The sequence below is a fragment of the Amycolatopsis sp. NPDC026612 genome (genome assembly GCF_040638285.1).
Lineage (GTDB): Bacteria > Actinomycetota > Actinomycetes > Mycobacteriales > Pseudonocardiaceae > Amycolatopsis.
Genome location: NZ_JBEZYB010000107.1, coordinates 1 through 23,772, shown reverse-complemented (window position 1 = coordinate 23,772; position 23,772 = coordinate 1). Strand labels below are relative to the sequence as shown.

The 23,772-nt window shown below is 71.4% G+C and carries 20 protein-coding genes; 17 read left to right on the top strand and 3 right to left on the bottom strand.

Annotated features, from left to right (window positions below; genetic code table 11):
- The first annotated feature begins 219 nt into the window (after positions 1-219).
- On the top strand, positions 220-840 hold the full coding sequence (locus AB0F15_RS41320) for an L-threonylcarbamoyladenylate synthase (RefSeq protein ID WP_360282697.1): 621 nt from the start codon (positions 220-222) through the stop codon (positions 838-840).
- A 3-nt stretch (positions 841-843) separates the two neighbouring features.
- Here AB0F15_RS41320 and AB0F15_RS41315 read toward each other — a convergent pair whose 3' ends face one another.
- Positions 844-1,515 (bottom strand): maleylpyruvate isomerase family mycothiol-dependent enzyme, encoded by a 672-nt coding sequence (locus AB0F15_RS41315; RefSeq protein WP_360282695.1) that lies wholly within the window; start codon positions 1,513-1,515, stop codon positions 844-846.
- A gap of 165 nt (positions 1,516-1,680) precedes the next feature.
- On the opposite strand from AB0F15_RS41315, the gene AB0F15_RS41310 reads away from it, so the two are divergent.
- Both AB0F15_RS41310 and AB0F15_RS41305 read left to right on the top strand, forming a co-directional pair.
- Complete coding sequence (locus AB0F15_RS41310; RefSeq protein WP_360282693.1) at positions 1,681-2,064, top strand: YciI family protein; 384 nt, start codon at positions 1,681-1,683, stop codon at positions 2,062-2,064.
- Positions 2,061-3,299 carry a DUF6596 domain-containing protein gene (locus AB0F15_RS41305; protein WP_360282691.1) on the top strand — a complete coding sequence of 413 codons (1,239 nt, stop codon included), beginning with the start codon at positions 2,061-2,063 and terminating at the stop codon, positions 3,297-3,299. Before AB0F15_RS41310 ends, AB0F15_RS41305 begins: the two co-directional genes overlap by 4 nt.
- Before the next feature lie 13 nt (positions 3,300-3,312).
- Here the strand turns inward: AB0F15_RS41305 and AB0F15_RS41300 are convergent, their stop codons facing one another.
- Both AB0F15_RS41300 and AB0F15_RS41295 read right to left on the bottom strand, forming a co-directional pair.
- Positions 3,313-4,011, bottom strand: coding sequence for a winged helix-turn-helix transcriptional regulator (locus AB0F15_RS41300; RefSeq protein ID WP_360282689.1), 699 nt, complete (start codon positions 4,009-4,011; stop codon positions 3,313-3,315).
- 60 nt (positions 4,012-4,071) lie between these two features.
- A complete protein-coding gene (locus AB0F15_RS41295; protein WP_360282687.1) occupies positions 4,072-4,878 on the bottom strand; it encodes an AfsR/SARP family transcriptional regulator in 807 nt (268 codons plus the stop codon).
- Between the two features lie 486 nt (positions 4,879-5,364).
- Between AB0F15_RS41295 and AB0F15_RS41290 the strand changes: the two genes are divergently transcribed.
- The 14 genes from AB0F15_RS41290 to AB0F15_RS41225 all read left to right on the top strand — a co-directional run bounded on the left by AB0F15_RS41290 (position 5,365) and on the right by AB0F15_RS41225 (position 23,638).
- A complete protein-coding gene (locus AB0F15_RS41290; protein WP_360282685.1) occupies positions 5,365-6,270 on the top strand; it encodes an AraC family transcriptional regulator in 906 nt (301 codons plus the stop codon).
- Positions 6,271-6,298: 28 nt separating this feature from the next.
- Complete coding sequence (locus AB0F15_RS41285) at positions 6,299-7,294, top strand: DUF1702 family protein (protein ID WP_360282683.1); 996 nt, start codon at positions 6,299-6,301, stop codon at positions 7,292-7,294.
- 142 nt (positions 7,295-7,436) lie between these two features.
- Positions 7,437-8,387 (top strand): DUF1702 family protein, encoded by a 951-nt coding sequence (locus AB0F15_RS41280; RefSeq protein ID WP_360282699.1) that lies wholly within the window; start codon positions 7,437-7,439, stop codon positions 8,385-8,387.
- Positions 8,384-10,357, top strand: a complete 1,974-nt coding sequence (locus AB0F15_RS41275; RefSeq protein ID WP_360282681.1) for a CRTAC1 family protein — start codon at positions 8,384-8,386, stop codon at positions 10,355-10,357. Before AB0F15_RS41280 ends, AB0F15_RS41275 begins: the two co-directional genes overlap by 4 nt.
- Positions 10,358-10,361: 4 nt before the next feature.
- Complete coding sequence (locus tag AB0F15_RS41270) at positions 10,362-11,360, top strand: enediyne biosynthesis protein (RefSeq protein ID WP_360282679.1); 999 nt, start codon at positions 10,362-10,364, stop codon at positions 11,358-11,360.
- Positions 11,361-11,476: 116 nt separating this feature from the next.
- Positions 11,477-12,034, top strand: coding sequence for a DUF5987 family protein (locus AB0F15_RS41265; protein ID WP_360282677.1), 558 nt, complete (start codon positions 11,477-11,479; stop codon positions 12,032-12,034).
- Entirely contained in the window at positions 12,031-13,683 is a 1,653-nt protein-coding gene (locus AB0F15_RS41260; RefSeq protein ID WP_360282675.1) for a GMC family oxidoreductase, read from the top strand. The genes AB0F15_RS41265 and AB0F15_RS41260 overlap by 4 nt, the downstream gene beginning before the upstream one ends.
- Positions 13,684-13,710: 27 nt before the next feature.
- Complete coding sequence (locus tag AB0F15_RS41255) at positions 13,711-14,505, top strand: TIGR03084 family metal-binding protein (protein WP_360282673.1); 795 nt, start codon at positions 13,711-13,713, stop codon at positions 14,503-14,505.
- 148 nt (positions 14,506-14,653) lie between these two features.
- Positions 14,654-20,479 (top strand): type I polyketide synthase, encoded by a 5,826-nt coding sequence (locus AB0F15_RS41250; protein ID WP_360282671.1) that lies wholly within the window; start codon positions 14,654-14,656, stop codon positions 20,477-20,479.
- Positions 20,476-20,928, top strand: coding sequence for an acyl-CoA thioesterase (locus AB0F15_RS41245; RefSeq protein WP_360282669.1), 453 nt, complete (start codon positions 20,476-20,478; stop codon positions 20,926-20,928). Before AB0F15_RS41250 ends, AB0F15_RS41245 begins: the two co-directional genes overlap by 4 nt.
- On the top strand, positions 20,929-21,504 hold the full coding sequence (locus AB0F15_RS41240) for a flavin reductase family protein (protein WP_360282667.1): 576 nt from the start codon (positions 20,929-20,931) through the stop codon (positions 21,502-21,504).
- A gap of 50 nt (positions 21,505-21,554) precedes the next feature.
- A complete protein-coding gene (locus AB0F15_RS41235; RefSeq protein ID WP_360282665.1) occupies positions 21,555-21,725 on the top strand; it encodes a DUF6222 family protein in 171 nt (56 codons plus the stop codon).
- Positions 21,722-23,431, top strand: coding sequence for an acyl-CoA carboxylase subunit beta (locus AB0F15_RS41230; protein ID WP_360282663.1), 1,710 nt, complete (start codon positions 21,722-21,724; stop codon positions 23,429-23,431). Before AB0F15_RS41235 ends, AB0F15_RS41230 begins: the two co-directional genes overlap by 4 nt.
- A gap of 12 nt (positions 23,432-23,443) precedes the next feature.
- Positions 23,444-23,638, top strand: coding sequence for an acyl-CoA carboxylase epsilon subunit (locus tag AB0F15_RS41225; protein WP_360282661.1), 195 nt, complete (start codon positions 23,444-23,446; stop codon positions 23,636-23,638).
- The last annotated feature ends 134 nt before the right edge of the window (positions 23,639-23,772 follow it).

The following is a 23,772-nucleotide window of genomic DNA, read 5'->3' as shown; positions in this document are numbered from 1 at the left end:
CCGGGAGCCCGGGCGAGTTGGCCGCGGCGGGCGGTGAGTTGGCTGCACCGGCGACCGGTAAGTCGCGCGGATTCGCCGACTTGGGCCTCCCGCGGTCGAACGGGTCATCCGCAGCGGCCTGCCGCGAAGGCCCGCCGCGGAGGCCCGCCACAGCGATCGACTTTGCCGGAGCCCCCGCGGACGTGCCGGGCGGCCGCGCGGACCCTAGGCTCTGCGGTCATGGCACGCTATTTCGACCTGCACCCGGAGAACCCGCAGCGCCGGGCGCTCGGCCAGGTCGTCGAGATCCTCCGGAACGACGGGCTGATCGCCTACCCGACCGACTCGTGCTTCGCGCTCGGGTGCCGGCCGGGCAACCGCGACGGGCTCGACCGCATCCGCACCATCCGCAAGCTGGACCACCGGCACCACTTCACCCTGGTGTGCCAGGACTTCGCGCAGCTGGGGCAGTTCGTCCACGTGGACAATGCGGTGTTCCGCGCGATCAAGGCGGTCACCCCGGGCAGCTACACGTTCATCCTGCCCGCCACCAAGGAGGTGCCGCGGCGGCTGATGCACGAGAAGAAGAAGACAGTCGGCGTGCGCATCCCGGACCACCGCGTCACCCAGGCGCTGCTGGCCGAACTCGGCGAGCCGCTGCTGTCGAGCACGCTGCTGCTGCCCGGCTCGGGCGAACCGATGACGCAGGGCTGGGAGATCAAGGAAGAGCTGGACCACCAGCTGGAAGCGGTGCTCGACTCCGGCGATTGCGGGGTGGAGCCGACCACCGTGGTCGACTTCTCCTCCGGGGAGGCGGAGATCCTGCGGATCGGCGCGGGTGACCCGGAGCCGTTCGCCTGAGGCTCAGCTCTCCATCAGTTCCAGCCATTCGGCGGTGTTCCAGCCGGTGAAGGTCAGCGCGAGGTCTTCGGCGAAGCGGCGGCCGGTCACCAGGAGGCAGAAGTCCTCGGCCGGGCCGGCGATGCGGTCGGCGGCGTCCGCCGGACCGAAGTCCCACCGCGCGCCGGACGGGGCTCGCAGCTCGAACCGGAACTGCTCGGCAGGCGGCGTCGCCTGCCGCCGCAGGTAGGCGCGGTCCCTGGTGCGGACGCCGTAGTAGGCGACGTGGCCGATGGAGTCGTCCCGCCGGGGGCGGATCCCGAAAGCGTCGGCGATGTCCTGGCCGGCGGCGAACACCTCGGTCAGCACCGCCGCGGCGAGCACGGACGGGCGCAGCGGGCCGTCGCTCCACGGCAGCTGCAGCTCCGGCGGCGCGGCGGCGAGCACGGCGTTGGCCTTCCGCTGCTCGATCAGCCACATCGTGATCGCCTCGTCGAGCGAGTCGTAGGAGATCTGCGGCGTCACGCCGAACACGTCCGGGTTCTCGACGCTGAGCCGGACCAGCCGCGCGGTCGAAGTCAGCCGGGCGAAGTGCCCGGTGATGTCGGGTCCCGGACCGGGGCCGTACCCGTGGCGCTCGGCCAGCCCGGCCAGCGCCTCGGTCTCGGTCTGCAGTTCCGTGAACACGTCGGCCATCGGTGCCACCCTCCTGGTGCCGGGAACCGCGACTGCCCCGGTTCAGGCTGGCAGGCGTGGTCGCGGCGGCTCCACTCCCCGGTTGCGGCGTGGCATCACGAGCGCGGCGTGCCTCCGCTACGGTCATGCGGCGGACCAGGTGAGGTGGCCGAAGGGAGCCGGGACGTGAAGTACCTGCTGGCGATGTACCTGAACCCCGACGTGATGGCGAAGCTGTCCGAGCAGGACATGGACGCGATCATGACCGGGCACCAGGAGTTCATCCGCACGATCCGGGAATCCGGGGAGATGATCAGCACGCAGGCGCTCGCCGCGGCCGGCGACAGCACCGTCGTGCGCGGGCGCTCGGGCCTGCCCGCGGTCACCGACGGCCCGTTCCTGGAGACGAAGGAGTTCCTGGCCGGCTACTACCTCGTGGAGTGCGCGAGCAAGGAACGCGCGGTCGAGCTCGCGTCGATGATCCCGGACGCCGCCATCGACGGCCTCGGCGTCGAGGTGCGCGAGATCGTCTTCTTCGCCGACGCCGAATCCGAAGTCCCCATGGCGTGACCCCCGTCGCCGAGGTCCTGCGTCCGCTGGTGCCCCCGGTGCTGGGCGTGCTCGTGCGCCGGTACGGCCAGTTCGACGCGTGCGAGGACGCCGTCCAGGAGGCCCTGCTCGCGGCGAGCGAGCAGTGGCCCGCCGAAGGCGTCCCGGACAACCCGCGCAGCTGGCTGATCACGGTCGCGTCCCGGCGGCTGACCGACCACTGGCGCAGCGAGAGCGCGCGGCGCCGGCGCGAGGAGTCGGCCGCCGTGCGCGAACCGGCGGCCTTCGTCCCCGGGCCCGGCGAGGAGCAGCCCCCGGACTCCGACGACACGCTGACCCTGTTGTTCCTGTGCTGCCACCCCGCGGTGTCGCAGCCTTCGCAGGTCGCCCTCACCCTGCGGGCGGTCGGCGGGCTCACCACGGCGCAGATCGCCAAGGCGTTCCTGGTGCCGGAGGCGACCATGACGCGGCGCATCACCCGCGCGAAGGAGCGCATCGCTGCCGCGGGCTCGACGTTCGGCGAACCTTCGCCGGACGACTTCCCGGAGCGGCTGCGCGTCGTCCTCCAGGTGCTCTACCTCATCTTCAACGAGGGCTACACGGCGACGTCGGGGGAGGAGCTGCTGCGCGTGGAGCTGGCCGCGGAGGCGATCCGGCTGACCCGCGCGGTGCACGCCCTGATCCCGGACGAGGCTGAGGTGACGGGCCTGCTGGCGCTGATGCTGCTGACCCACGCGCGGCGGGCGGCGCGCACCGGCCCGGACGGCGAACTCGTGCCGCTGCCCGAACAGGACCGCGGCCGGTGGGACGCGGGGATGATCGCGGAGGGCGCCGGGCTGATCCGGGCCGCGCTCGGGCGCGGACCGGTCGGGCCCTACCAGGTGCAGGCGGCGATCGCGGCGCTGCACGACGAAGCGCCCAGCACCGAGGAGACCGACTGGCCGCAGATCGTCGAGCTCTACGGCGTGCTGGGCGAGCTCATGCCGAGCCCCGTGGTGACCGTGAACCTCGCGGTCGCTGTCGCCCAGGTGCTGGGGCCCGACGCCGGCCTGTCCGTGCTGGACGAGCTCGACGGCAAGCTCGACCTCGGTGCCCGGGTCGACGCCGTGCGAGCCCATCTGCTCGAACGCGCCGGGCGGACGTCCGCCGCGTTCGAGCACTACCTCCGTGCGGCGGACCGGACCGAAAGCGGACCGGAACGCCGGTACCTGCGAGCCCGGGCGGACAGGGCCCGCGGCGCGGAACCCCAGTCCTGACCCGGGCGCCGGGTCAGCGGACGACGATGCCGCTCGCCGGCGCCGGTGCCGCGGGAACGTGGAACAACTGCGCGAACAGCTCCAAGTCCACGACGTTCCCTTCGATGCCGAGCTTGCCGGAGCGGATCGCCTCGGCGGCGGTCAGCCGGCCGCTCATCACGTCCAGCAGTGCGGCGCCGGCCGTGGCCCTGATCACCAGTTCGGCCCCGGGGAAGCGGCCTTCGCCGACCTTGACCGCGCCGTTCTCGACCAGCGCGTGCACGATCATCCGGTCGTCGTAGCGGATCTCGAAGTTGATCTGCACGTTTTCCGCGGCTTCGGACCGGAAGGTGGTGTAGAGCGACAGGATCGCCGCGTCCAGGGTGAACACCTCGTCGGCCGCCGGGGCGTGCAGCGAGCGGGCGCCCCAGAGCCCGAGGTCGAGCAGGATCTGGTCGAGCTCGCTGCCGTACTGGGTCAGCTCGTAGACCAGGCCCGCGTCGAGCTCGGCGCGGACGCGGCGGCGGATCACGCCGGTGGCCTCCAGGTCGTTGAGGCGGGCCGAAAGAAGCGACGGCGGGATCTTCGGCAGGCCGGCCTGGAGCTCGTCGTAGCGCTTCGCCCCGAGCACGAGGTCGCGGATGATCAGCAGCGACCAGCGCTCACCGACGAGCTCGAGCGCGCGGGCGACGCCGCAGAATTGGCCATAGGCACGGGTGTGCGGAGTGGGCATCGGGATTCCTCACTTCTTCTCGGGTTGAAGGCGGCAGGGTGCCGGGGAAGCGGTGGCTGTTCAGCGGGGATCTCCCTCGGAGATCAGGTCCCGGTGCAGCGTCTGCAGGTCGTTGCACGGTTCGACGCCCAGCTCGCCGGCCAGCCGCGACCGGAGCTGGCGGTAGACGGCCATCGCGTCGGACCGCCGTCCGCTGCGGCCCAGCGCGCGCATCAGCTGGCCGTGCAGGGACTCGTCGAGCGGGCTGCTGGTGGTCAGCGACCGCAGCTCGCCGATCAGCTCGCGGTGCCGGCCGCTGACGATCTCCGCTTCGATGCGCAGGTGCAGCACACTCCGCCGCTGTTCGAGCAGCTCGGTGCGGTAGGCGGAGAGGATCGGCCCGCAGGGGACGTTGGCGAGCGGTGGTCCGGACCACAGGTCCAGGGCGGCGCGGTAGGCGTCGCCGGCGCCGGTGTGGTCACCGGCCGCCTGCAGCTTCTGGCCCTGCTGCTGCAGCCGGATGAACCCGTGGGTGTCCACCTGGGCCGGGTCGATGTGGAAGGTGTACCCGGACTGCTTGGTGGTCAGCATCTCCGCGCCGTCGGCGGCCAGCTCGTTCTGGTCGATGCACCGCCGGAGGTGGTAGACGTAGGTGTGCAGCGTGGTGCGCACGGTCCTGGGCGGGTGGTCCGACCACAACTCCCGGATCAGGGTGTCGACGTGCACCATCTTGCCGGGCCGCAACACGAGCACGGCCAGCAGCTGAAGGACTTTCGGCGTGCTCGGCGCGTAGTCGACGCCGTCGCGCAGAACTTCCACCGGCCCCAGGACGGTGAAGCGGACGCTTCCGCGGTCCGGCTCGTCGCTCGGCCGTTGTTCGGAGTACATGGCAGGCCTCCAGCATCTCAATGCATCCTCGCGCTCCCCAGTTCCGCACCGCGCGGGTCGGTGGACCTCCGAACTCCGGGCTTCTATTCGAATGTGACAGAGCGCCGGTCCGGCAGCCAGTGAACGGCCCACCAGTAGCGACCTGCGTTCGGTTCTGCGGAGACGTGCGTTTCGCAGGTCCCCGGTGTGCGTGACGCACCCCACCGTCCGGCCGAACTGCGGTCCGCGCGTTCCCGGGGCGTCCCCGAACGGACCAACCGGGCACGCGGCGGAACCGATGCCGGTCGGAGGACCCGGGCATCCGGCACGTGCGTCCGGGTGTTCCGCACGTCCCTCCCGGGTGCTGCTCATACGCACGTCCGGGTGTCACACCAAAGAGTGGCGGTGGTTGCCGGAGAGCTTCCATCGGCCGTCCATCGATCTCCGACATGCGGCGTCTTCCCTGGCAGCAGGAGAACTGCCACCAGGGGATTCGAGGTTGGACTGATGATGTTGCACTCTGTTGCCGCTGTCGGGCATGGCGGTGAGTTCGACGTTCCGATCCGGGAACCGGCGCTCGAGCGGGTGGAGAAGTCGGTCAGACCGGCGGTGCTGAAGGCGATCTCGTCCATCCGGGACAGGTACTACGAGCCGATCACGCTGGCCGACCTCGCTTCCGAAGTCTTCGTCAGCCGGTTCCACTTTTCCCGGATGTTCGCCGACGCCACCGGCGTCACGCCAGGCCGGTTCCTGACCGCGGTGCGCCTGTTCGAGGCGAAGCGGCTGCTGCTGACGACGTCGCTGAACGTCTCCGACATCGTGTGCAGTGTCGGCTACAGCAGTGTCGGCACGTTCACCAGCCGGTTCTCCCGTGCGGTCGGGATGACGCCGACGCAGTACCGGGAGCCTCAGGTCGCCGAGCTGCTCGTCGCGATTTCCCCGACCTTCCAGCAGGTTCCCCCGCTGCACGTGCTGCGTGCGGCCGGCCGGAGCTGCGCGTCGCTGCGGTCGGGCACGGGCTCGCTGATGATGCGGCTCGACCTGCCGCGTGGTGCGGCGCCCGCGAACACCTTGGTCGGCCTCTTCGCCGACGCGGTGCCGCAGTGCGGCCCGGTCGCCTTCAGCGGCATGCCGAACATGGCTTCCGGCGAGCTGGCTATCCAGGACGTGCCGGCCGGGCGGTGGACCGCGATCGCGGTCGCGCAGCACCAGCAGGGCGGCGGCGAGCTCCGGTTCTCGATCGGCTACTCGGAGGTGCAGGTGTCGGCGTACGGCCGGTCCACCGGCCAGGTGACCCTGCGCGCACCCGCGCCGACCGACGCGCCGATCGCCATCACGCTGGCGTCGAAGCAGCCGCCGTTCAGCAACCGCGTGCTCGCCGCGCAGCAGCCGCACCTGCGCGCCGTCGCCTGATCACCCCGACAAGAAGGACGGCTACCCGATGTCCACGGTTTTCGGAGTTCTCCGCAAGCGCCTCCTGGCGCCTTCACTCGCCTCGGTGGGTTTTGCGGAGCGCCGTTTCCCCGTAGTCCACACCGATGCGACGGCCCGGCTGGAGGCGGTGCCGCAAGCGGTGGTGTGTGGCTTCGAATGGGCCATCGAAGGCGCTCCGCTCTGGGAGATCGAACGCCGCCTGGCACTGGTCGAGCCCGAGCAGCGGGGCTTCGCCTACGAGGGCGCCACGATGGGGTACACGATCCTCGACGCCATGCCCGGCGGCGGGCGGAACCGGACGCGCGAGCTGCTCGAAGGTCCGGGCCGCCCGCACATCTTCCTGACCTACATCGGCGTCGGCTTCGCCATGGCGCGGCTCCCGCGTCCACTGTGGAAGAACATCCTGCCCGAGCTGACCGGGGTGGCCTACCACCCGGTGATGAGCTGGCTCGCCGTCGACGGCTACGGCTTCGACCGCGCCTACTTCGACACGGACAAGTGGGTCGGTGACCAGGCCGACCCGGTGCCCTACCCGTGGGCCGGGCGCCCGGAGTACTTCGGCCGGGCCTTCGACCAGGGAGTCGGCCGGGCGCTGTGGTTCATCCACGGCGGGAACCCAGAAGCCGTCGCGGCCGCGATCGGGCGGTTCGCCGAGCGGCGCCGCCCGGACCTGTGGAGCGGTGCCGGGCTCGCCGCGACGTTCGCCGGCGGCGCCGACCAGCAGGGGCTGGCCGAGCTGCGGCGGGCGGCCGGGGAGTACTACGACGAACTGGCACTGGGCGTGGTGTTCGCGGTGAAGGCCCGGACCTACGCCGGGTACGTGCCCGCGCACAGCCACCTCGCCGCGGGCGCGCTCACCGGCCTGCCGGTCGGGGAACTGCAGGCCATCTCCGACCGGACCGAGGCGGTGGACGACGACGGCGGCCCGCTCCCGCGGTACGAGCTCTGGCGGGCCGCGATCCGGGCGGAATTCCGGCCGCGCGCACGGCGGGCGGTGAGCTGAATGCGGTCCGTCAATGGGGCGGCAAGAGTGAAGTAGACATTTCCGCAGCAAATCTGTGACAGTTGAATCAAGCATCGAAAGAAGTCCGTATCCCGAAAGGGGAGGTACGTTGGGCGACGGTTGGCGCACGGTGAGGCGTCGGATCCTGACACCGGATGTCTCCGAGACGTCGCTGGACAAGCGGGGTTTCCACAAGAAGAGCCCACAGGCTCAGCAGCTGCTGGAAACGGTGGGGGAAAAGTTCCTGCTGGGCTACGCCCACGCCGTGGAAGCCCGCACCCCCGCGCAGTGCGAGGAATGGCTGGAGCGCATTCCGGAGCAGTTCCGCGGATTCGCCTACGAAGGCGCGGGAATGGGCTACGCGATGCTCGACGGCCTGCCGTTCGGCGGCAGGCGGCACGTCGAGGACTTCCTCGCCGGCCCGGGCGGCACGCGGCAGCACTACATCGTCCTGGTCGGCGTCGGCTGGGCGATGGCCCGCCTGCCGCGCTTCGCCTGGCCGAAGGCGGATCGGTTCGACCCGCTGCTGCGCTGGCTGGTGCTGGACGGCTACGGCTTCCACCAGGCGTACTTCAAGACCGAGAAGTACGTCCGGCAGCAGTACCAGGACCGGAACTTCCCCTGGCCGTCGCGGGCGGACAGCGCTTACGCGTTGCGGGCGATCGACCAGGGCATCGGCCGCGCGCTGTGGTTCATCTGCGGCACGGACGTCGACCTGGTCACCAAGACGATCGCCGGGTTCGACCCCGCGCGCCACGGTGACCTGTACGCCGGGGTCGGCCTGGCGTCGACCTACGCCTGCGGCGTGAACTCCGGCGAACTGACCGAGCTCGCCCGGCGCGCGGGCAAGCACCGCGGGCAGCTCGCCCAGGGCAGTGCCTTCGCGGCCGACGCCCGGGTGACCGCGGGGCTGCTGATCCCCGAGACCGAGGTGGCCACGCGGGCGATCTGCGGGCTGCCCGCCGAGCGGGCGGCCGCGATCACCCACGAGGTGTGGCCGACGGAGGTCGCCGACGGCGAGCTCCCGGCGTTCGAGACCTGGCGGCAGCGGATCGCCGACGAAGTGCTGACTCACGGAGGAGTGAACAAATGACCGCGACCATGCGCTGGCTGCGCCGGCAGCTGGCGGGCCTCGTGGCGCTCGCGCTGGTGCTGACGCTGTTTCTCGTCGCGCGCCTGCCGAGCGTCTCGGCCGCCGAGCAGGACCAGCTGGCGGGGAAGTTCCACTTCACCCCGATGACGATCGCGCTGCCGGCGGCGGCGAAGTCGCAGTACGTCCGGACGCTGAACAAGCAGTACGAGCACATTTCGGCGTGGATGTCCTCGACCGGCGCCGCGATCGCGATGAACGACCTCGACGGCGACGGCCTGGCCAACGACCTCTGCCTGGTCGACCCGCGCAGCGACCAGGTCGTCGTGACGCCGACGCCGGGCCAGGGGCAGAACCGCTACGCGCCCTTCGCGGTCGACCCGGCGCCGCTGCCCACGTGGGACTACATGGCCCCGATGGGCTGCGTCCCCGGTGACTTCAACGAAGACGGCCGGATGGACCTGCTGGTCTACTACTGGGGCCGCACGCCGGTCGTGTTCCTGCAGAAGGCAGGCGCCACCAAGCTGGACGCCTCGGCGTACGAGCCGTCCGAGCTGGTGCCGGGCGAGAAGCGCGGCCCGGACGGGAAGTACGACGGGCCGCTGTGGAACAGCAACGCGGCCACCATCGGCGACTTCGACGGTGACGGGCACGTGGACGTCTTCGTCGGCAACTACTTCCCGGACAGCCGGGTGCTCGACCCGAACGCCGACGGCGGCATCACGATGAACCAGTCGATGTCGCACGCCAAGAACGGCGGCGGCAAGTACATCTACCGCTGGACCGGCAGCACCGCCGGCCCGCACCCGACCGCGGCCTTCGCCGACGCTTCGGCCGCGATCCCGGCGGACGACCGCTCCGGCTGGTCCCTGGGCGCCAGCGCCACCGACATCGACTCCGACGGCCTGCCCGAGCTCTACATCGCCAACGACTTCGGGCACGACCACCTGCTGTACAACAAGTCCACGCCGGGGCACGTGGCCTTCGGCGAGGTCACCGGCGTCCGCGGGATCACCGACCCGAAGTCGAAGGTGCTCGGCAACGACTCCTTCAAGGGCATGGGCGTCGACTTCGGCGACTTCAACCACGACGGCCTCTACGACATCTTCGTCAGCAACATCACGACGTCGTGGGGTGTCGAGGAGTCGAACCTCCAGTTCGTCAACACCGCCAAGGACAACGCGGACCTGCGCAAGCAGCTGCAGGACGGCGTGGCCCCGTTCCACGACGAGAGCGGCGAGACGAAGACGGCGTGGTCCGGCTGGGGCTGGGACCCGAAGATCGAGGACTTCGACAACAGCGGTGACGTGCAGATCGCCCAGGCGACCGGCTTCATCAAGGGCCAGGTCAACCGCTGGCCGCAGCTGCAGGAGCTGGCGGTGGCCAACGACGGCCTGACGTCCAACCCGTTCTGGTGGCCGAACGCCCGCCCGGGCGACGACCTCGCCGGAGACCAGACGCTGCACTTCTTCGTGAAGCGCTCGGACGGCACGTACGTCGACCTCGCGCCGCAGCTCGGCCTGGCGATCCCGGTGCCCACCCGCGGCATCGGCGTCGGCGACACCGACGGGGACGGCCTGCCCGAGTTCGCCGTCGCGCGGCAGTGGGAGCAGCCGGTCTTCTACCACAACGACAGCCCGAAGACCGGTAAGTTCCTGCAGCTGAAGCTCAGCACCGACGCACCCGTGGCACCGGGCCCGCTGCCCTCGGCCGGCTCGCCGGCGATCGGCGCCCAGGTCACCGTGACCACAGCGGACGGCAAGAAGTACCTGGGCCGCGTCGACGGCAGCAGCGGGCACGCCGGCCGCCGCAGCTTCGACGTCCAGATCGGGCTCGGCGAGAACGTTTCCGGCCCCCTCGCGGTGCACCTGCAGTGGCGGGACCGCACCGGGCAGTTGCGCACGCAGGACCTGAAGCTCGCACCGGGCTGCCACATGTTCCAGCTCGGTACCCAGGCGAAGGAAGAGATGTGACGTCATGGCGACGCCCATAACGACCAAAGTGGACACTGCCCCGCCGAAGCGGACCAACAAGGTCATCACGGCCCTGCGCCGCTTCGCCATCTCGATCACGATCTTCAACATCCTCGGCTACACCGTGCTCGGTTTCGAGCAGCCGTGGCTGTACCCCTTCCTCGCCGTGGGGACCGCGTACACCACCGAGATCCTGCTGGAGATCATCAACGCCAAGGTCACCAAGCGGCCGGTCCGCTTCCGCGGCAACGGGTTCCGGGGACTGGTGGAGTTCCTCTTCCCGGCGCACATCAGCGGCCTGGCGCTGAACATGCTGACCTACGTCAACGACCACGTCTGGGCGATGATCTTCGGTGTCGTCGTCGCGGTCGGCGCCAAGTGGGTCCTGCAGGCACCGGTGTACGGCCGGATGCGGCACTACATGAACCCGTCGAACTTCGGGATCACCGTGATGCTGCTGGTGTTCCCGTGGGTCAACATGACGCCGCCGTACCACTTCTCGGAGAAGGTCGACACCTGGGTCGGCTGGCTGATCGTGGCGGTCATCCTGATCTCGGGCACGGTGCTCAACTCGCTGCTGACCGGCCGGATGTGGCTGATCGCGGGCTGGCTGTCGTTCTTCGTCATCCAGGCGTTCCTGCGGGGAGCGGTGTTCGGCACGTCCATCCCCGGGGCACTGGCGATGGGGACCGGGATCGCCTTCGTGCTGTACACGAACTACATGGTGACCGACCCGGGCACGACGCCGTCGAAGCCGGTCTCGCAGTTCGCCTTCGGGGCGGGGGTCGCGCTGATGTACGGGTTCTTCACCGCGTCGCACATCGCCTACGGGCTGTTCTTCGCCACCGCGAGTGTGTGCCTGATCCGCGGGTTGTTCCTGTGGAGCCTGCACTTCTCGAACAAGGCCAGGATCAAGTTCGAGGCCGAGCAGGCGGCACAGGCCGCGAAGCTGACGGCGGCACCGCCCGTCCCGGCCGGCGACGAGAAGCCGCTCGCGGCGTGACCTGCCCGGCATCACCGGGGGCTCCGCGTGGCGGAGCCCCCGGCTCGGGGCGACGCCCCGGATAACACAGCGCCGGGCACCGGCGCTCCCCGATCGGACACTCAGGAGGTAGGCCGGTGGCCGGCGAAGAAGAAGTCCAGGTGCTGACCCTGGAGGCGTACGCCGACACGATCGTGCCGGGGGAGAAGCGTTCCCCGGACGACCGCGCGGTGGCGGGCGTTTCCCCGGGGGCCGGTGCGGTCGAAGCGGGCGCGCTGGAGCTGCTGAACTACGACGCCACCGGCATCACCGCCGGCCTGCCGTACCTGGTGCAGTCGCTCAACGACCACGCGAAGGTCTACGCGGGTGAGGTCGAGCTGGAGCTCGACACCGACCTGCCGCCGTTCGTCGCGCTGCCGTACGAGCACCGGCGGGCCCTGGTGACCCGGCTGACGAAGCCGGGGCACCCGGAGAAGGAGGGCTGGGTCAGCCTGGCGTTGTTCTGCAACATGGCCTACGACACCGCGCCGCACCGGCACACCGCCGAGGCGCTGGCGGCCGGCCACCCCGGCCTGCTCGCGCTGGGCTACCGGCCGCCGGACGCCGACGGTCTGTGGCGGTTCCCGAAGTTCTCCTACGGCCGCAAGCTGGCCGAGTTGCATCCCGACACGACACCCTCGGGGAGTCCCGCATGAGCGCGATCGAGAAGACCGACGTCGTCATCGTCGGCAGCGGCTTCGGTGGTTCGATCCCCGCGTACCACCTCGCGGCGGGCGGCGCGAAGGTCGTCGTGCTCGAACGCGGGCCGTGGCTGGCCGCGGACGATTTCGAGCACGACTACATGCTCGGGTCGTCCTACACGCGGGTCTTCGACTTCGTGGCCGGCGACGGCATGAGCGTGCTCGGCGGCAACTGCGTCGGCGGTGGCAGTGTCGTGTACTTCGCGGCCATGCCGCGGGCGCCGAAGTTCGTCTTCGACCGCCAGGGCAGCATCGGCCGCCGCATGTGGCCGTCGGAGATCAGCCGTGCCTCGCTCGAGCCGTGGTACGACCGGGTCGACGAGTCGATCCCGGTGTCCCGGCAGGACTGGAACGACGTGTCGTACGCCGGTGGGCTGTGGGCCGCGGCCTGCCACCACTCGGGGCGCACGGCGAACCCGGCCCCGGTGGCGGTGGACAACGGCCGCTGCACCAACTGCAACTTCCAGATGGCGGGCTGCCGGTTCGACGCGAAGCGCTCGATGCTGACGAACTACCTGCCCGCCGCGCTGGCGCACGGCGCGCAGATCCGGCCGCTGCACGAGGTGGAGCGGCTTGAGCGGACCGAAGACGGCGGCTACCGCGTCCACTTCGACCTGATCGACGAAGAGGACTACCGCATCCACAACGGTTCCGGTGTGATCGAGGCGAAGGTCGTCATCATCGCCGCGGGCGCCGGCGCGACGCCGGTGATCCTGCAGCGGTCCGAGGCGGCGCTGGGCCGGATGCCGCACGCGGTCGGCCGGTACTTCTCCGGCAACGGCGAACGGCTGAACACCGCGATCATCGACGAGGACCGCGTGCGCGAGGTGCTCGGGCTGTCCCGTGAGGACGGTGCGGTGTACGCGGCCAACCACATCGGCAAGGGCCCGACCGTGGCGAACTGGGACAAGCTCGACGGCTCGCTGCCCGAGTACGAGCGGTACTCGCTGGAGCAGCTGTACTTCCCGCCCGGGCTCGGCACCATCCTCGCGCAGGCGCCCGGCGGCGAAGAGCCGCGGTGGTTCGGCGCGGAGAAGAAGGAAATCCTCAAGAAGTGGTCCAACTGGCTGACGATCTTCCTGATGACCGAGGACGACAACGAAGGCGTCTTCGGCACTCCGCCCCCGACCGGGAACGCGTACCGGATCTCGCAGCAGATGCTCGGCCGCGGGTCGCTGCGCTACGACCCGACGCCGAACACCCTGCGCGGCTGGGCCCTGGCCGACGCCGACTGCAAGGCGATCATCGAAAAGGACGGCTTGGCGAAGGTCGCACCGTGGACCAACGACGTCGTGGGCGCGTACACCGTGCACCCGCTGGCGTCCTGCCGCATCGGTGACGACCCGGCGACGTCCGCGCTGCACCCGAACCACGAGCTGCGCGACCACGCGGGCATCTTCGTCACCGACAGCGCCTCGGTTCCCGGCGCGCTGACGGTGAACCCGGCCATGACGATCGCCGCGCTCGCCGAGCGGTCCGTTCCCGGCATCGTCCGGGCACTGGCCGCACGCGGCGTCGACGTCAAGTACGGCGCGCCCGCTCCCGACGGCTCCATCACCGGACGGCGCGCGGTGTCCAAACTGGACCTCGTGGCCGGCAACTGACTCCGACGAACGAGAGGACGGAACAACGTGACTGACACGACGGCTGTGCTCGCCGACCTGACCGCCGAGGCTGCCCAGGTCGACGCGCTCGTGACCGGCCTCACCGAGTCCGGGTGGGAGACGCCGACGCCCGCGCCGGGCTGGCGGGTCCGGGAGCAGCTCGCCCACCTCACCTTCATCCTGCGCATCGCGGGCTTCGCCGCGGCGCAGCCGGAAGCGTTCGTCGCGATGACGAAGTCGCTCACCGGCGGCCTCGACGCGGCTGTCGGCGCCGCGCTGAAGGAGTTCGAACACGACCCGGGCGAGGTGCTGCTGGCCAAGTGGCGCGCCGAGCGGGACACCGCGATCAAGGCTCTCGCCGCGGTGCCGGGGGACCAGCTCGTGCCGTGGCTGGTGAACCCGCTCCCGCCGTACGTCCTCGCGTGCGCCGGGATGATGGAGCTGTTCGGGCACGGTCAGGACATCGCCGACGCGCTCGGCGTGCGGCCGGTGCGCACCGACCGGCTGCGGCACCTGGTCGGGTTCGCCGTCCGGGTCCGGGACTTCGGGTACCAGGCCAGGAACCTGACGCCGCCGGAGACGGAGTTCCGGTTCGAGATCACCGGGCCGTCGGGCGCGGTGTGGACGTTCGGCCCGGAGGACTCGCCGGAGCGGATCGTCGGGCGGGCCGAGGACTTCTGCCTGCTGGTCACCCGTCGACGGCACCGTGACGACCTCGACGTGCGCGCCGAGGGAGCGCTGGCCGACGGCTGGCTCGACATCGCGCAGGCGTACCGCGGGGCGCCCGGCGAGGGACGGCGGCCGGGGCAGTTCACCGACTGAGCACTAATGGTCCATTGTGGACGTACGGGTCTCGCCGGATGCGGTCCGGGAGCCGTGGGCATGCAGAAAGAAGACACAACCGGAACACCGGGGCCATGCTGGACCGGGCCGGTTATCGGGGCATGAGAGCCAGTGGGAGTGCGGTGGCATGAGCGGTGAGCGGATTTCGATCGTGGGTATCGGTCTCCGGTACCCGGACGCGGGTTCGCCGGAGGAGCTCTGGGAGAACGTGCTGGCCGGTCGCCGGGCGTTCCGCAGACTGCCCGACGAGCGGATGAACCAGGCGGACTACTATTCACCAGACCCCAAGGCGCCGGACCGGTTTTACGCGCAGAAGGCCGCGGTGCTGCGGGACTACGAGTTCGACCGGGTCGCGCACAAGGTCGCCGGCAGCACGTTCCGGGCCACCGACACGACCCACTGGCTCGCCCTGGACGTCGCCGAGCAGGCCTTGGCGGACGCGGGGTTCCCCGAAGGCGAAGGGGCCCCGAAGACGGCCACCGGTGTGGTCATCGGCAACAGCCTCACCGGCGAGTTCTCCCGCGCCAACGTCCTGCGCCTGCGCTGGCCCTACGTCCGGCGCACGGTCGCCGCGGCGCTGGCCGGGCGCGGCTGGGGCGACGAGGAGACCGGTGACTTCCTGCGCGAGCTGGAAACCCAGTACAAGGCGCCGTTCCCGGAGATCAACGAGGACACCCTCGCCGGCGGCCTGGCGAACACCATTGCCGGCCGGGTCTGCAACCACTTCGACTTCGCCGGCGGCGGGTACACCGTCGACGGCGCCTGCTCGTCCTCGCTGCTTTCGGTGGTGAGCGCGGCGAACGCGCTGACGCAGGGCGACCTGGACATCGCCATCGCCGGCGGGGTCGACCTCTCCATCGACCCGTTCGAGGTGATCGGGTTCGCGAAGACAGGCGCGCTGGCCAAGCGCGAAATGAAGGTCTACGACGCCGACTCCAACGGCTTCTGGCCCGGCGAAGGCTCGGGCATGCTCGTGCTGATGCGCGAGAGCGACGCGATCGAGCAGGGCAAACGGATCTACGCTTCGGTCGCCGGGTGGGGCATCTCCTCCGACGGCAAGGGCGGCATCACGCGGCCGGAAGCGGCGGGGCACCGGCTGGCGCTGAAGCGCGCCTACACCCGGGCGGGCTACGGCGTCGAAACCGTGTCCTACTTCGAAGGCCACGGCACCGGCACTGCGCTCGGGGACGCCACCGAGATCGAAGCGCTGTCCACCGCCCGCCGGGACGCCGACTCGGAGGCCAAGCCGGCGGCGCTGTCCACGATCAAGGGCAACATCGGGCACACGAAGGCCGCGGCCGGCGTCGCCGGGCTGATCAAGGCCACCCTGGCCGTCTACCACCAGGTCATCCCGCCGGCCACCGGGCACTTCGACGCGCACGAGCTGCTGACCGGTGACTCGGCGCGGATGTACGTGCCGAGCGAGGCGGAGCTGTGGCCGGCGGACCGGCCGGTGCGCGCCGGCGTGTCCGCGATGGGCTTCGGCGGGATCAACTCGCACGTCACCGTGGCGGAAGGCCCCCACGCCGCCCGCCGCGACGAGCTCGACGAGCGCTCTCGCAGCCTGGTCGCCGGCCGGCAGGACGCCGAACTGCTGCTGTTCGACGCCGACGACGTCGCCACCCTGCGCGGGCGGCTCGCCGCGCTCCTCGAAGTGGTGCCGAAGCTGTCCTTCGCCGAGCTGACCGACCTGGCCGGCGGTCTCGCCGGCGAGCTGTCGGGCAAGCCGGTCCGGGCCGCGGTCGTCGCCGCGAACCCCGAGCAGGCCGAGCGCAAGCTGACCAGGCTGCTCGAACTGCTCGAAGAAGGCGACTCGGTGTTCGAAAGCACCGACGGCATCTTCGCGAGCTCGCGGCCCACCGCGCCGCGGATCGGGTTCCTGTTCCCCGGCCAGGGTTCCGGCCGCGGCGGCGACAGCGCGGTGCGCCGTCGGTTCGCCGCCGCCCGGGAGCTCTTCGACGCGGCGGCGCTGCCGGTCACCGGCGACCAGGCCTCCACCGAGGTGGCGCAGCCGCGGATCGTGACCGGCTCCCTCGCCGGCCTGCGGGTGCTGCGCGCCTTCGGCGTCGAAGCGAACACCGCGACCGGGCACAGCCTCGGCGAGCTGACCGCGCTGCACTGGGCAGGCGCGGTCGGCGAGCGCGAGGTCGCCAAGCTCGCCAAGATCCGCGGCCGGGTGATGGCGACGGAGGTCGGCCCCGGCACCGGCGCGATGGCGGGCGTCGCGGCGTCGCCGTCCCGGACCGAGGAGCTCGGGCTGGGCACCGACGTCGTCATCGCCGGCTACAACGGGCCTCACCAGACCGTGATCTCGGGACCGGTCGAGGCGGTCGAGCGAGTGATCGCCAAGGCCAAGGCACAGGGCGTCGGCGCGACCCGGATCAAGGTGTCGCACGCGTTCCACTCCCCGTTGGTCGAACCCGCCGCGGCCGCGATGATCGAGCGCCTCGGCGAGTTCACCTTCGATCGGCTCCAGCGTCCGGTGATCTCCACGGTGACCGGCGATGTGCTGCACGCCGCGGAGAACCTGCCGGAGCTGCTGCGCGAGCAGATCGTGCAGCCGGTCCGGTTCCGGGAGGCGGCGGCGAAGGTCGCCGAGCGCAGCGACCTCGTGATCGAGGTCGGTCCCGGCCGGGTGCTCACCGGGCTCTTCGAGGAGATCGCGCCGGGGACGCCGGTGCTGGCGTTCGACACCGACAGCGCCTCCCTCGGCGCCGTCCTGCGGGTGCTGGGCGCGGCGTTCGCGCTGGGCGCCCCGGTCACCCCGGAGCGGCTGTTCGCCGGCCGCGTGGTCCGGGCACTGCCCGCCGACGGCGTCTTCCGGTTCCTGGCCAGCCCGTGCGAGGCGGCACCGGCGATCGACGCCGAGTTCGCCGCGGAGCAGGCAGCCGCCAGTGCCCGGCCGGTCGAGGCGGAAACCGCCGACACCGAAAGCACCACGCTGGACCTGCTGCGCAAGCTCGCCGCCGAGCGCGTCGAGCTGCCGCTGGAGACGGTCACCGCCGACACCCACCCGCTCGACGACCTGCACCTGTCGTCGATCACGGTGGGGCAGCTGGTCAACGACGTCACCCGGGCGCTGGGCAGGCCCGCACTCGAGGGCATGCCGAACTTCGCCACCGTCTGCCTCGGCGACCTCGCCGAGATGATCGACGAGCTGGCGCAGACGGCGAAGCCGTCGGACGCGGGAAGCAAGGGCGAGGCGCCCGGCATCGGGCCGTGGGTGCGGCCGTTCGCGGTGGAGTACCTGCCCGCGGCGCGGCCGGTCGCGGACCTGCCCGTGGGCGCCGTGGCCGCGCAGTGGCAGGTCTTCGCCACTCCGGGGAACCCGCTCGCCGAGCCGCTGCGGGCGGCACTCGCCCGCAGCGGTGCGGGTGACGGCGTCCTGCTGTGCCTGCCCACCGACTGCGATGCCGGGCACGTCGGGCTGTTCCTCGACGCCGGCCGGGCGCTGATGGCCGCGCCCAACGGCACGCGGTTCGTCGTGGTGCACCACGGCTACGGCGCCTCCGGCCTGGCGAAGACGCTGCGGCTGGAGGACCCGTCGGCGAAGACCACGATCGTCGACCTGGCCGACCCGACCCCGGCGGAGCCGGAGGCGGTCGACCGGGCGGTGACGACGGTGGTTGCCGAAGTCGCGGCGACGACGGACTTCGTCGAAGCCCGCTACGACACCGAGGGCGGCCGTACGGTCCCGCGGCTGGTCGGGTTGCCGGCGGCGCCGTCCGGGCCGATCCCGGAGACCCTCGACCACACCGACGTCCTGCTGGTCACCGGTGGCGGCAAGGGCATCACGGCGGAGAGCGCGCTGGCACTGGCGAAGGACTCCGGCGCGAAGCTCGCGCTCCTCGGGCGCAGCGATCCGGAAGAGGACACCGAACTGGCGGAGAACCTCGACCGCATGGAGGCGGCGGGCATCCGCTACCGCTACGAGCGGGCCGACGTCACCGACGCCGCGCAGATCGCCGAGGTCGTCGCCCGCGTGCAGGCCTCGCTGGGGCCGGTCACCGCGGTGATGCACGGGGCGGGCCGCAACGAGCCCGCCGCGTTGTTCAGCCTGACCGAAGACGCCTTCCGCAAGACCCTCGCCCCGAAGATCGACGGTCTCGCCGCCGTGCTCGACGCGGTCGACCAGGACCGCATCAAGCTGCTGGTGACCTTCGGCAGCATCATCGGCCGCGCCGGCCTCCGCGGTGAGGCGCACTACTCCACGGCCAACGACTGGATGACCGAGGCGACCCTGCGCTTCGGCCGGGAACACCCGGGGGCGCGGGCGATCGCGCTGGAGTGGTCGGTCTGGTCCGGCACCGGGATGGGCGAGAAGCTCGGTGTGGTCAGTGCCCTGATGCGCGACGGCATCACGCCGATCCCGCTCGACGAGGGCATCACCATCCTGCGCCGGCTGCTCTCCGACCCGGCCACCCCGCCGGTGCTGGTGATCTGCGGGCGCATGAACGGCCTGCCCACGCTGCCGATCCAGCGGCGCGAGCTGCCGCTGACCCGGTTCATCGACCGGACGGTCGTGCACTACCCCGGGGTCGAGCTGATCACCGAGGCCGAGCTGTCCGCGGGCAGCGACCCGTACCTGACCGACCACCTGCTCGACGGCCAGCTGCTCTTCCCGGCCGTGCTCGGCATGGAGGCCATGACCCAGGTCGCGTCGGCCACCATCGGCCGCGGCGGTACGCCGGTGCTCGAGAACGTCGAGTTCCTGCGGCCGATCATCGTCTCGCCCGGCAAGTCGACCACCATCCGGCTGGCCGCGCTCGCCCGGGACGCCGACACCGTGGACGTCGTGATCCGGAGCGACGAGACCGGCTTCAGCGCCGATCACTTCCGGGCCCGGCTGAACTTCGCCCGCCCGGAGTCACTCGGCGAAGTCGTGCGGCGAGACGTCGCACTGCCCGCGGTCCAGGTCGACCCGATCCGCGAGCTGTACGGCTCGGTCCTGTTCCAGGGCAAGCGGTTCCAGCGCGTGCTCGGGTACCGGCGGGCCAGCGCCCGGCACGCCGTCGCCGAGATCGCGACGTCGGCGAACGTGTCGTGGTTCGCGCCGTTCCTCCCGCAGGAGCGGTTGCTGGCCGACCCGGGCACCCGGGACGCGATGATGCACGCGATCCAGTGCTGCATCCCGGACGCCACCCTGCTGCCGCAGAGCATCGAGAAGCTCTACCTGGCGGCGCCGGGCGAGCAGCACGACGAGTACGTCCTGCTCGACGCGCGCGAACGGGCCCAGGACGGGGACAGCTACGTCTACGACCTGGACGTCCGCAACCCGGACGGCACCCTCGTCGAACGCTGGGAAGGGCTGATGCTCCGCGCGGTGCGCAAGCGCGACGGGGCGGGACCGTGGGTGCCGTCGATGCTCGGGTCCTACCTGGAGCGGGCGTGCGAGCGGCTCCTGGGCGGCCGGCGGTCGGTGGTGCTGGAGCCGGACCCGGCGGACCGCGTGTGCGAGGGCATCGCCGAGCGGCGCGCCCAGACCGCGCTGGCGGCGGGCCGCAGCCTCGACCGGCCGGTCGAGGTCCGCTACCGCCCCGACGGCAAGCCCGAGATCGACGGAGCCGAGGTGACCGCGTCGCACACCGCGCAGCTGACGCTGGCGGTCACCGGCGCCGGGCAGCTCACGTGCGACATCGAGAGCGCGATCGAGCGGACCGAAGAGGACTGGGCCGGATTGCTGGGCGAAGAGCTCGTCGCCGTCGGCCGGCTGCTGGCCACGGACACCGGTGAACCGGTCACGGTGGCCAACACCCGGGTCTGGAGCGCGCTGGAGTGCGTGCGAAAGACCGGCGGGATGACCCAGGCCCTCACCGTCCGCCGGGTCGAGGCCGACGGGTGGGCGCTGCTCGCCTGCGGCGACGCCCTGATCGCGACCTGGTCGACCACGGTCGATGACCGGACGGCCCCCGTCGTCTTCGCCATCCTCCACGCAGAGGGGAATCGAGAATGACCGGCTACTACGAGCTCCGCCACACGGTCGGCTTCGAAGAGACCAACATGGTGGGCAACGTCTACTACGTCAACTACGTCCGGTGGCAGGGGCGTTGCCGCGAGATGTTCCTCCTCGAGCGGGCTCCGGCGGTGCTGGAGGACATCCGTGGCGACCTGAAGCTCTACACGCTCAAGGTGGAGTGCGAGTTCTTCGCGGAGATCACCGGGTTCGACGAGCTGTCCATCCGGATGCGCCTGGAGGAGCTGACCCAGACGCAGCTGCAGTTCACCTTCGACTACGTCCACCTGCACCCGGACGGCGAGCGCCTGGTGGCGCGCGGACGGCAGCGGATCGCCTGCATGCGGGGACCGAACGCGGCGACCGTGCCGGTCCGGGTGCCCGAGGCGCTGCTGGAGGCGCTGGCGCCTTACACGACGGCTTCGGCGCGTAACGGCAAAGGAGTGTAAATGGGCCACCCAGGAGCAGGGCCCGCCGAGCGGACACCGTTGCGGCGGATGCCCACGTCGGCGGCGCGCCGCGGGCTCAGCCCGCAACCGGCACTGCGCCAGGTGATGGCGCAGTTCGCGACGGGCGTCACGGTGCTCACGGCCGGCGGTGAAGACGCGCACGGGATGACGGCGAACGCCTTCTCGTCGGTGTCGCTGGATCCGCCGCTCGTGCTGTGCTGCGTCGCCAAGGCGGCCCGCATGCACGCTTCGATCGTCACCGCGGGTTCGTTCGCGGTGAACATCCTGGCCGCGGACCAGGAGGGCTTGTCGAAGTACTTCGCCGACTGGCGGCGGCCGGACGGCGTGGCGCAGTTCAACTCGGTCAACTGGACGCCGGGCGGGAAAACGGGGGCGCCGCTGCTCACCGGTGCCCTGGCGTGGCTGGAATGCGAGCTCTCCGAGGTGATCGCGGGCGGCGACCATTCGGTCTTCCTCGGCCGCGTGGTCGCCACCGGCCGGGGCACCGGCCAGGTCCCGCTCGTGTTCTACGGCGGCGGCTACCACGACGTGGACGGCCGGGACCGGGTGGCGTGAACGCGCGCAGCCCGCGAGCGGTATGGGATCCGACGAAGGAAAGGTAAGTCATGACTGTCAACGACGCTGACGCCGACGCACCGCGGTACCTCCACCCGGCGGAACCGCCGGCCGACCTGACCGTGCGGCCGCTGCCCCGGCTCGGCCGGGGTGTGGTCTGGTCGAACATCGTCGCCGAGATGGACCGTGACCTCGAGGAACGGACGAGGGACGCCGCGTGAGCGGTTCCCCCGGCGGCGTACAGCGTGACGACGAGCCGGAGGTGTTCCCGCTGCGGGCCGAGTCCCGCAGCGGGCGCCGCCGGCTCGAGCGGTCCGGGACGGGCGGTGACGCCCAGGTGATCGCCCTGCCGGGCGCCGCGCCGCCCGCCCCCGCTCCGCCCGGCATGGCGTTGCTGCGCCAGCGGCGGCGCGAGCTGCGCGAGCACATCGCCGAAGGGAAGCTCGATGCGGTGCGGCGCCAGCATTCCCTCGGGAAGCTGACCGCCAGGGAACGGCTCGCGCTGCTGCTCGACGAAGACTCCTTCGTCGAGCTCGAGCCGTACCGGCGGCATCGCGCCACGAACCAGGGCCTGGCCGGGAACCGGCCGTACACCGACGGCGTCGTCACCGGCTCCGGCACCATCGACGGGCGCCGGGTGTTCGTCTACGCCCAGGACTTCACGCTCTTCGGCGGGTCACTGGGCGAAGCGCACGCGGCGAAGATTCACAAGGTGCTCGATCTCGCGGTGGCCACCGGCGCGCCGGTGATCGGCCTGAACGACAGCGGCGGGGCGCGGATCCAGGAAGGCGTGCTCGCGCTGAACGGTTACGGCGGGATCTTCCGCCGCCAGGTCGAAGCCTCCGGCGTCGTCCCGCAGATCAGCGTGGTCCTCGGGCCGTGCGCGGGTGGCGCCGCCTACTCGCCGGCGCTGGCGGACTTCACGTTCATGGTGCGCGACACCGCGCGGATGTACCTGACCGGCCCCGACGTGGTCGAGGCCGTGACCGGCCGGCACGTCAGCCACGAGGAGCTCGGCGGGGCCGACGTGCACGGCACGCATTCGGGCGTCGCCACGGTGGTGCACGACGACGAGGAGGATTGCCTCGCCGACGTGCGGTACCTGATCTCGCTGCTGCCGTCCAACTACCTCGAGCCGCCGCCCGCCACGGCACCCACCGGGGCCGCGGGGGACCACCGGCCGCGGCTGGCGGAAATCGTGCCTGCCTCGCCGAACCAGCCGTACGACATGCGCGAGGTGCTCGCCGAAATCGCGGACGCCGAAGAGTTCTTCGAGCTGCACGAGGGCTGGGCCCGCAACGTGCTCTGCGCGCTCGCGCGCATCGACGGCCGGGTGGTCGGCCTGGTCGGCAACCAGCCTGCGGTGTTCGCGGGGGTGCTCGACGGGCCTGCCGCGCAGAAGGCCGCGCGGTTCGTGCGGTTCTGCGACGCCTTCGGCATCCCCCTGGTCAGCCTGGTCGACGTCCCGGGCTTCCTGCCCGGCGTGGACCAGGAGCGGGGCGGGATCATCCGCCAGGGCGCCCAGCTGCTGCACGCCTACTGCGAAGCGACCGTGCCGCGGATCCAGGTGATCCTGCGCAAGGCCTACGGCGGCGCGTACATCGTGATGGACTCGCGGTCCATCGGCTGCGACCTCTCCCTCGCCTGGCCGACCAACGAGATCGCGGTGATGGGTGCCGAAGGCGCGGTCAACGTGCTGCACCGGCGGGAACTGGCCGCGGCGGACGACCCCGCGGAGCTGCGGGCGCGGCTGGTCGCGGAGTACACCGAGGAGTACCTGAACCCGCAGTACGCCGCCGAGCTGGGGCTCGTCGACGACATCATCGACCCGGCCGACACCCGGGCCGCCATCGCGCGCGGGCTGGCGATGCTCCAGGACAAGCGCAAGCCCGGACCCGCCCGCAAGCACGGCAACCTGCCGATCTGACGGAGCCGTCCCATGTCTTCGGTGAAGAACGAGCCACTGGTCGTGCGGGGCAAGCCGGACGACCTCAGCCTGGCCGCGCTGGTGCTGGTGCTGACGCTGCTCGGTGGCCGGGCCGCGGCCGGGCCACCGCCGGCGCGCACCCGGTGGGCCGGCGAGTCCGGGCGGCCGGCCCCCGGCGCCTGGCGCTCTTCCGCGCTGCCGCGCTGAGGTTCGGGCGCGTGCCCGTTTCGGGTGCTCGATTCGATTCCCGCTCGGCCCGGCATGCCGCACCCCGGTGAGGCCACCGTGCGGCGCGCGGCCGGCGGCTTCACACCGTCGCGTCCGGCCAACTCGCCGCCCGC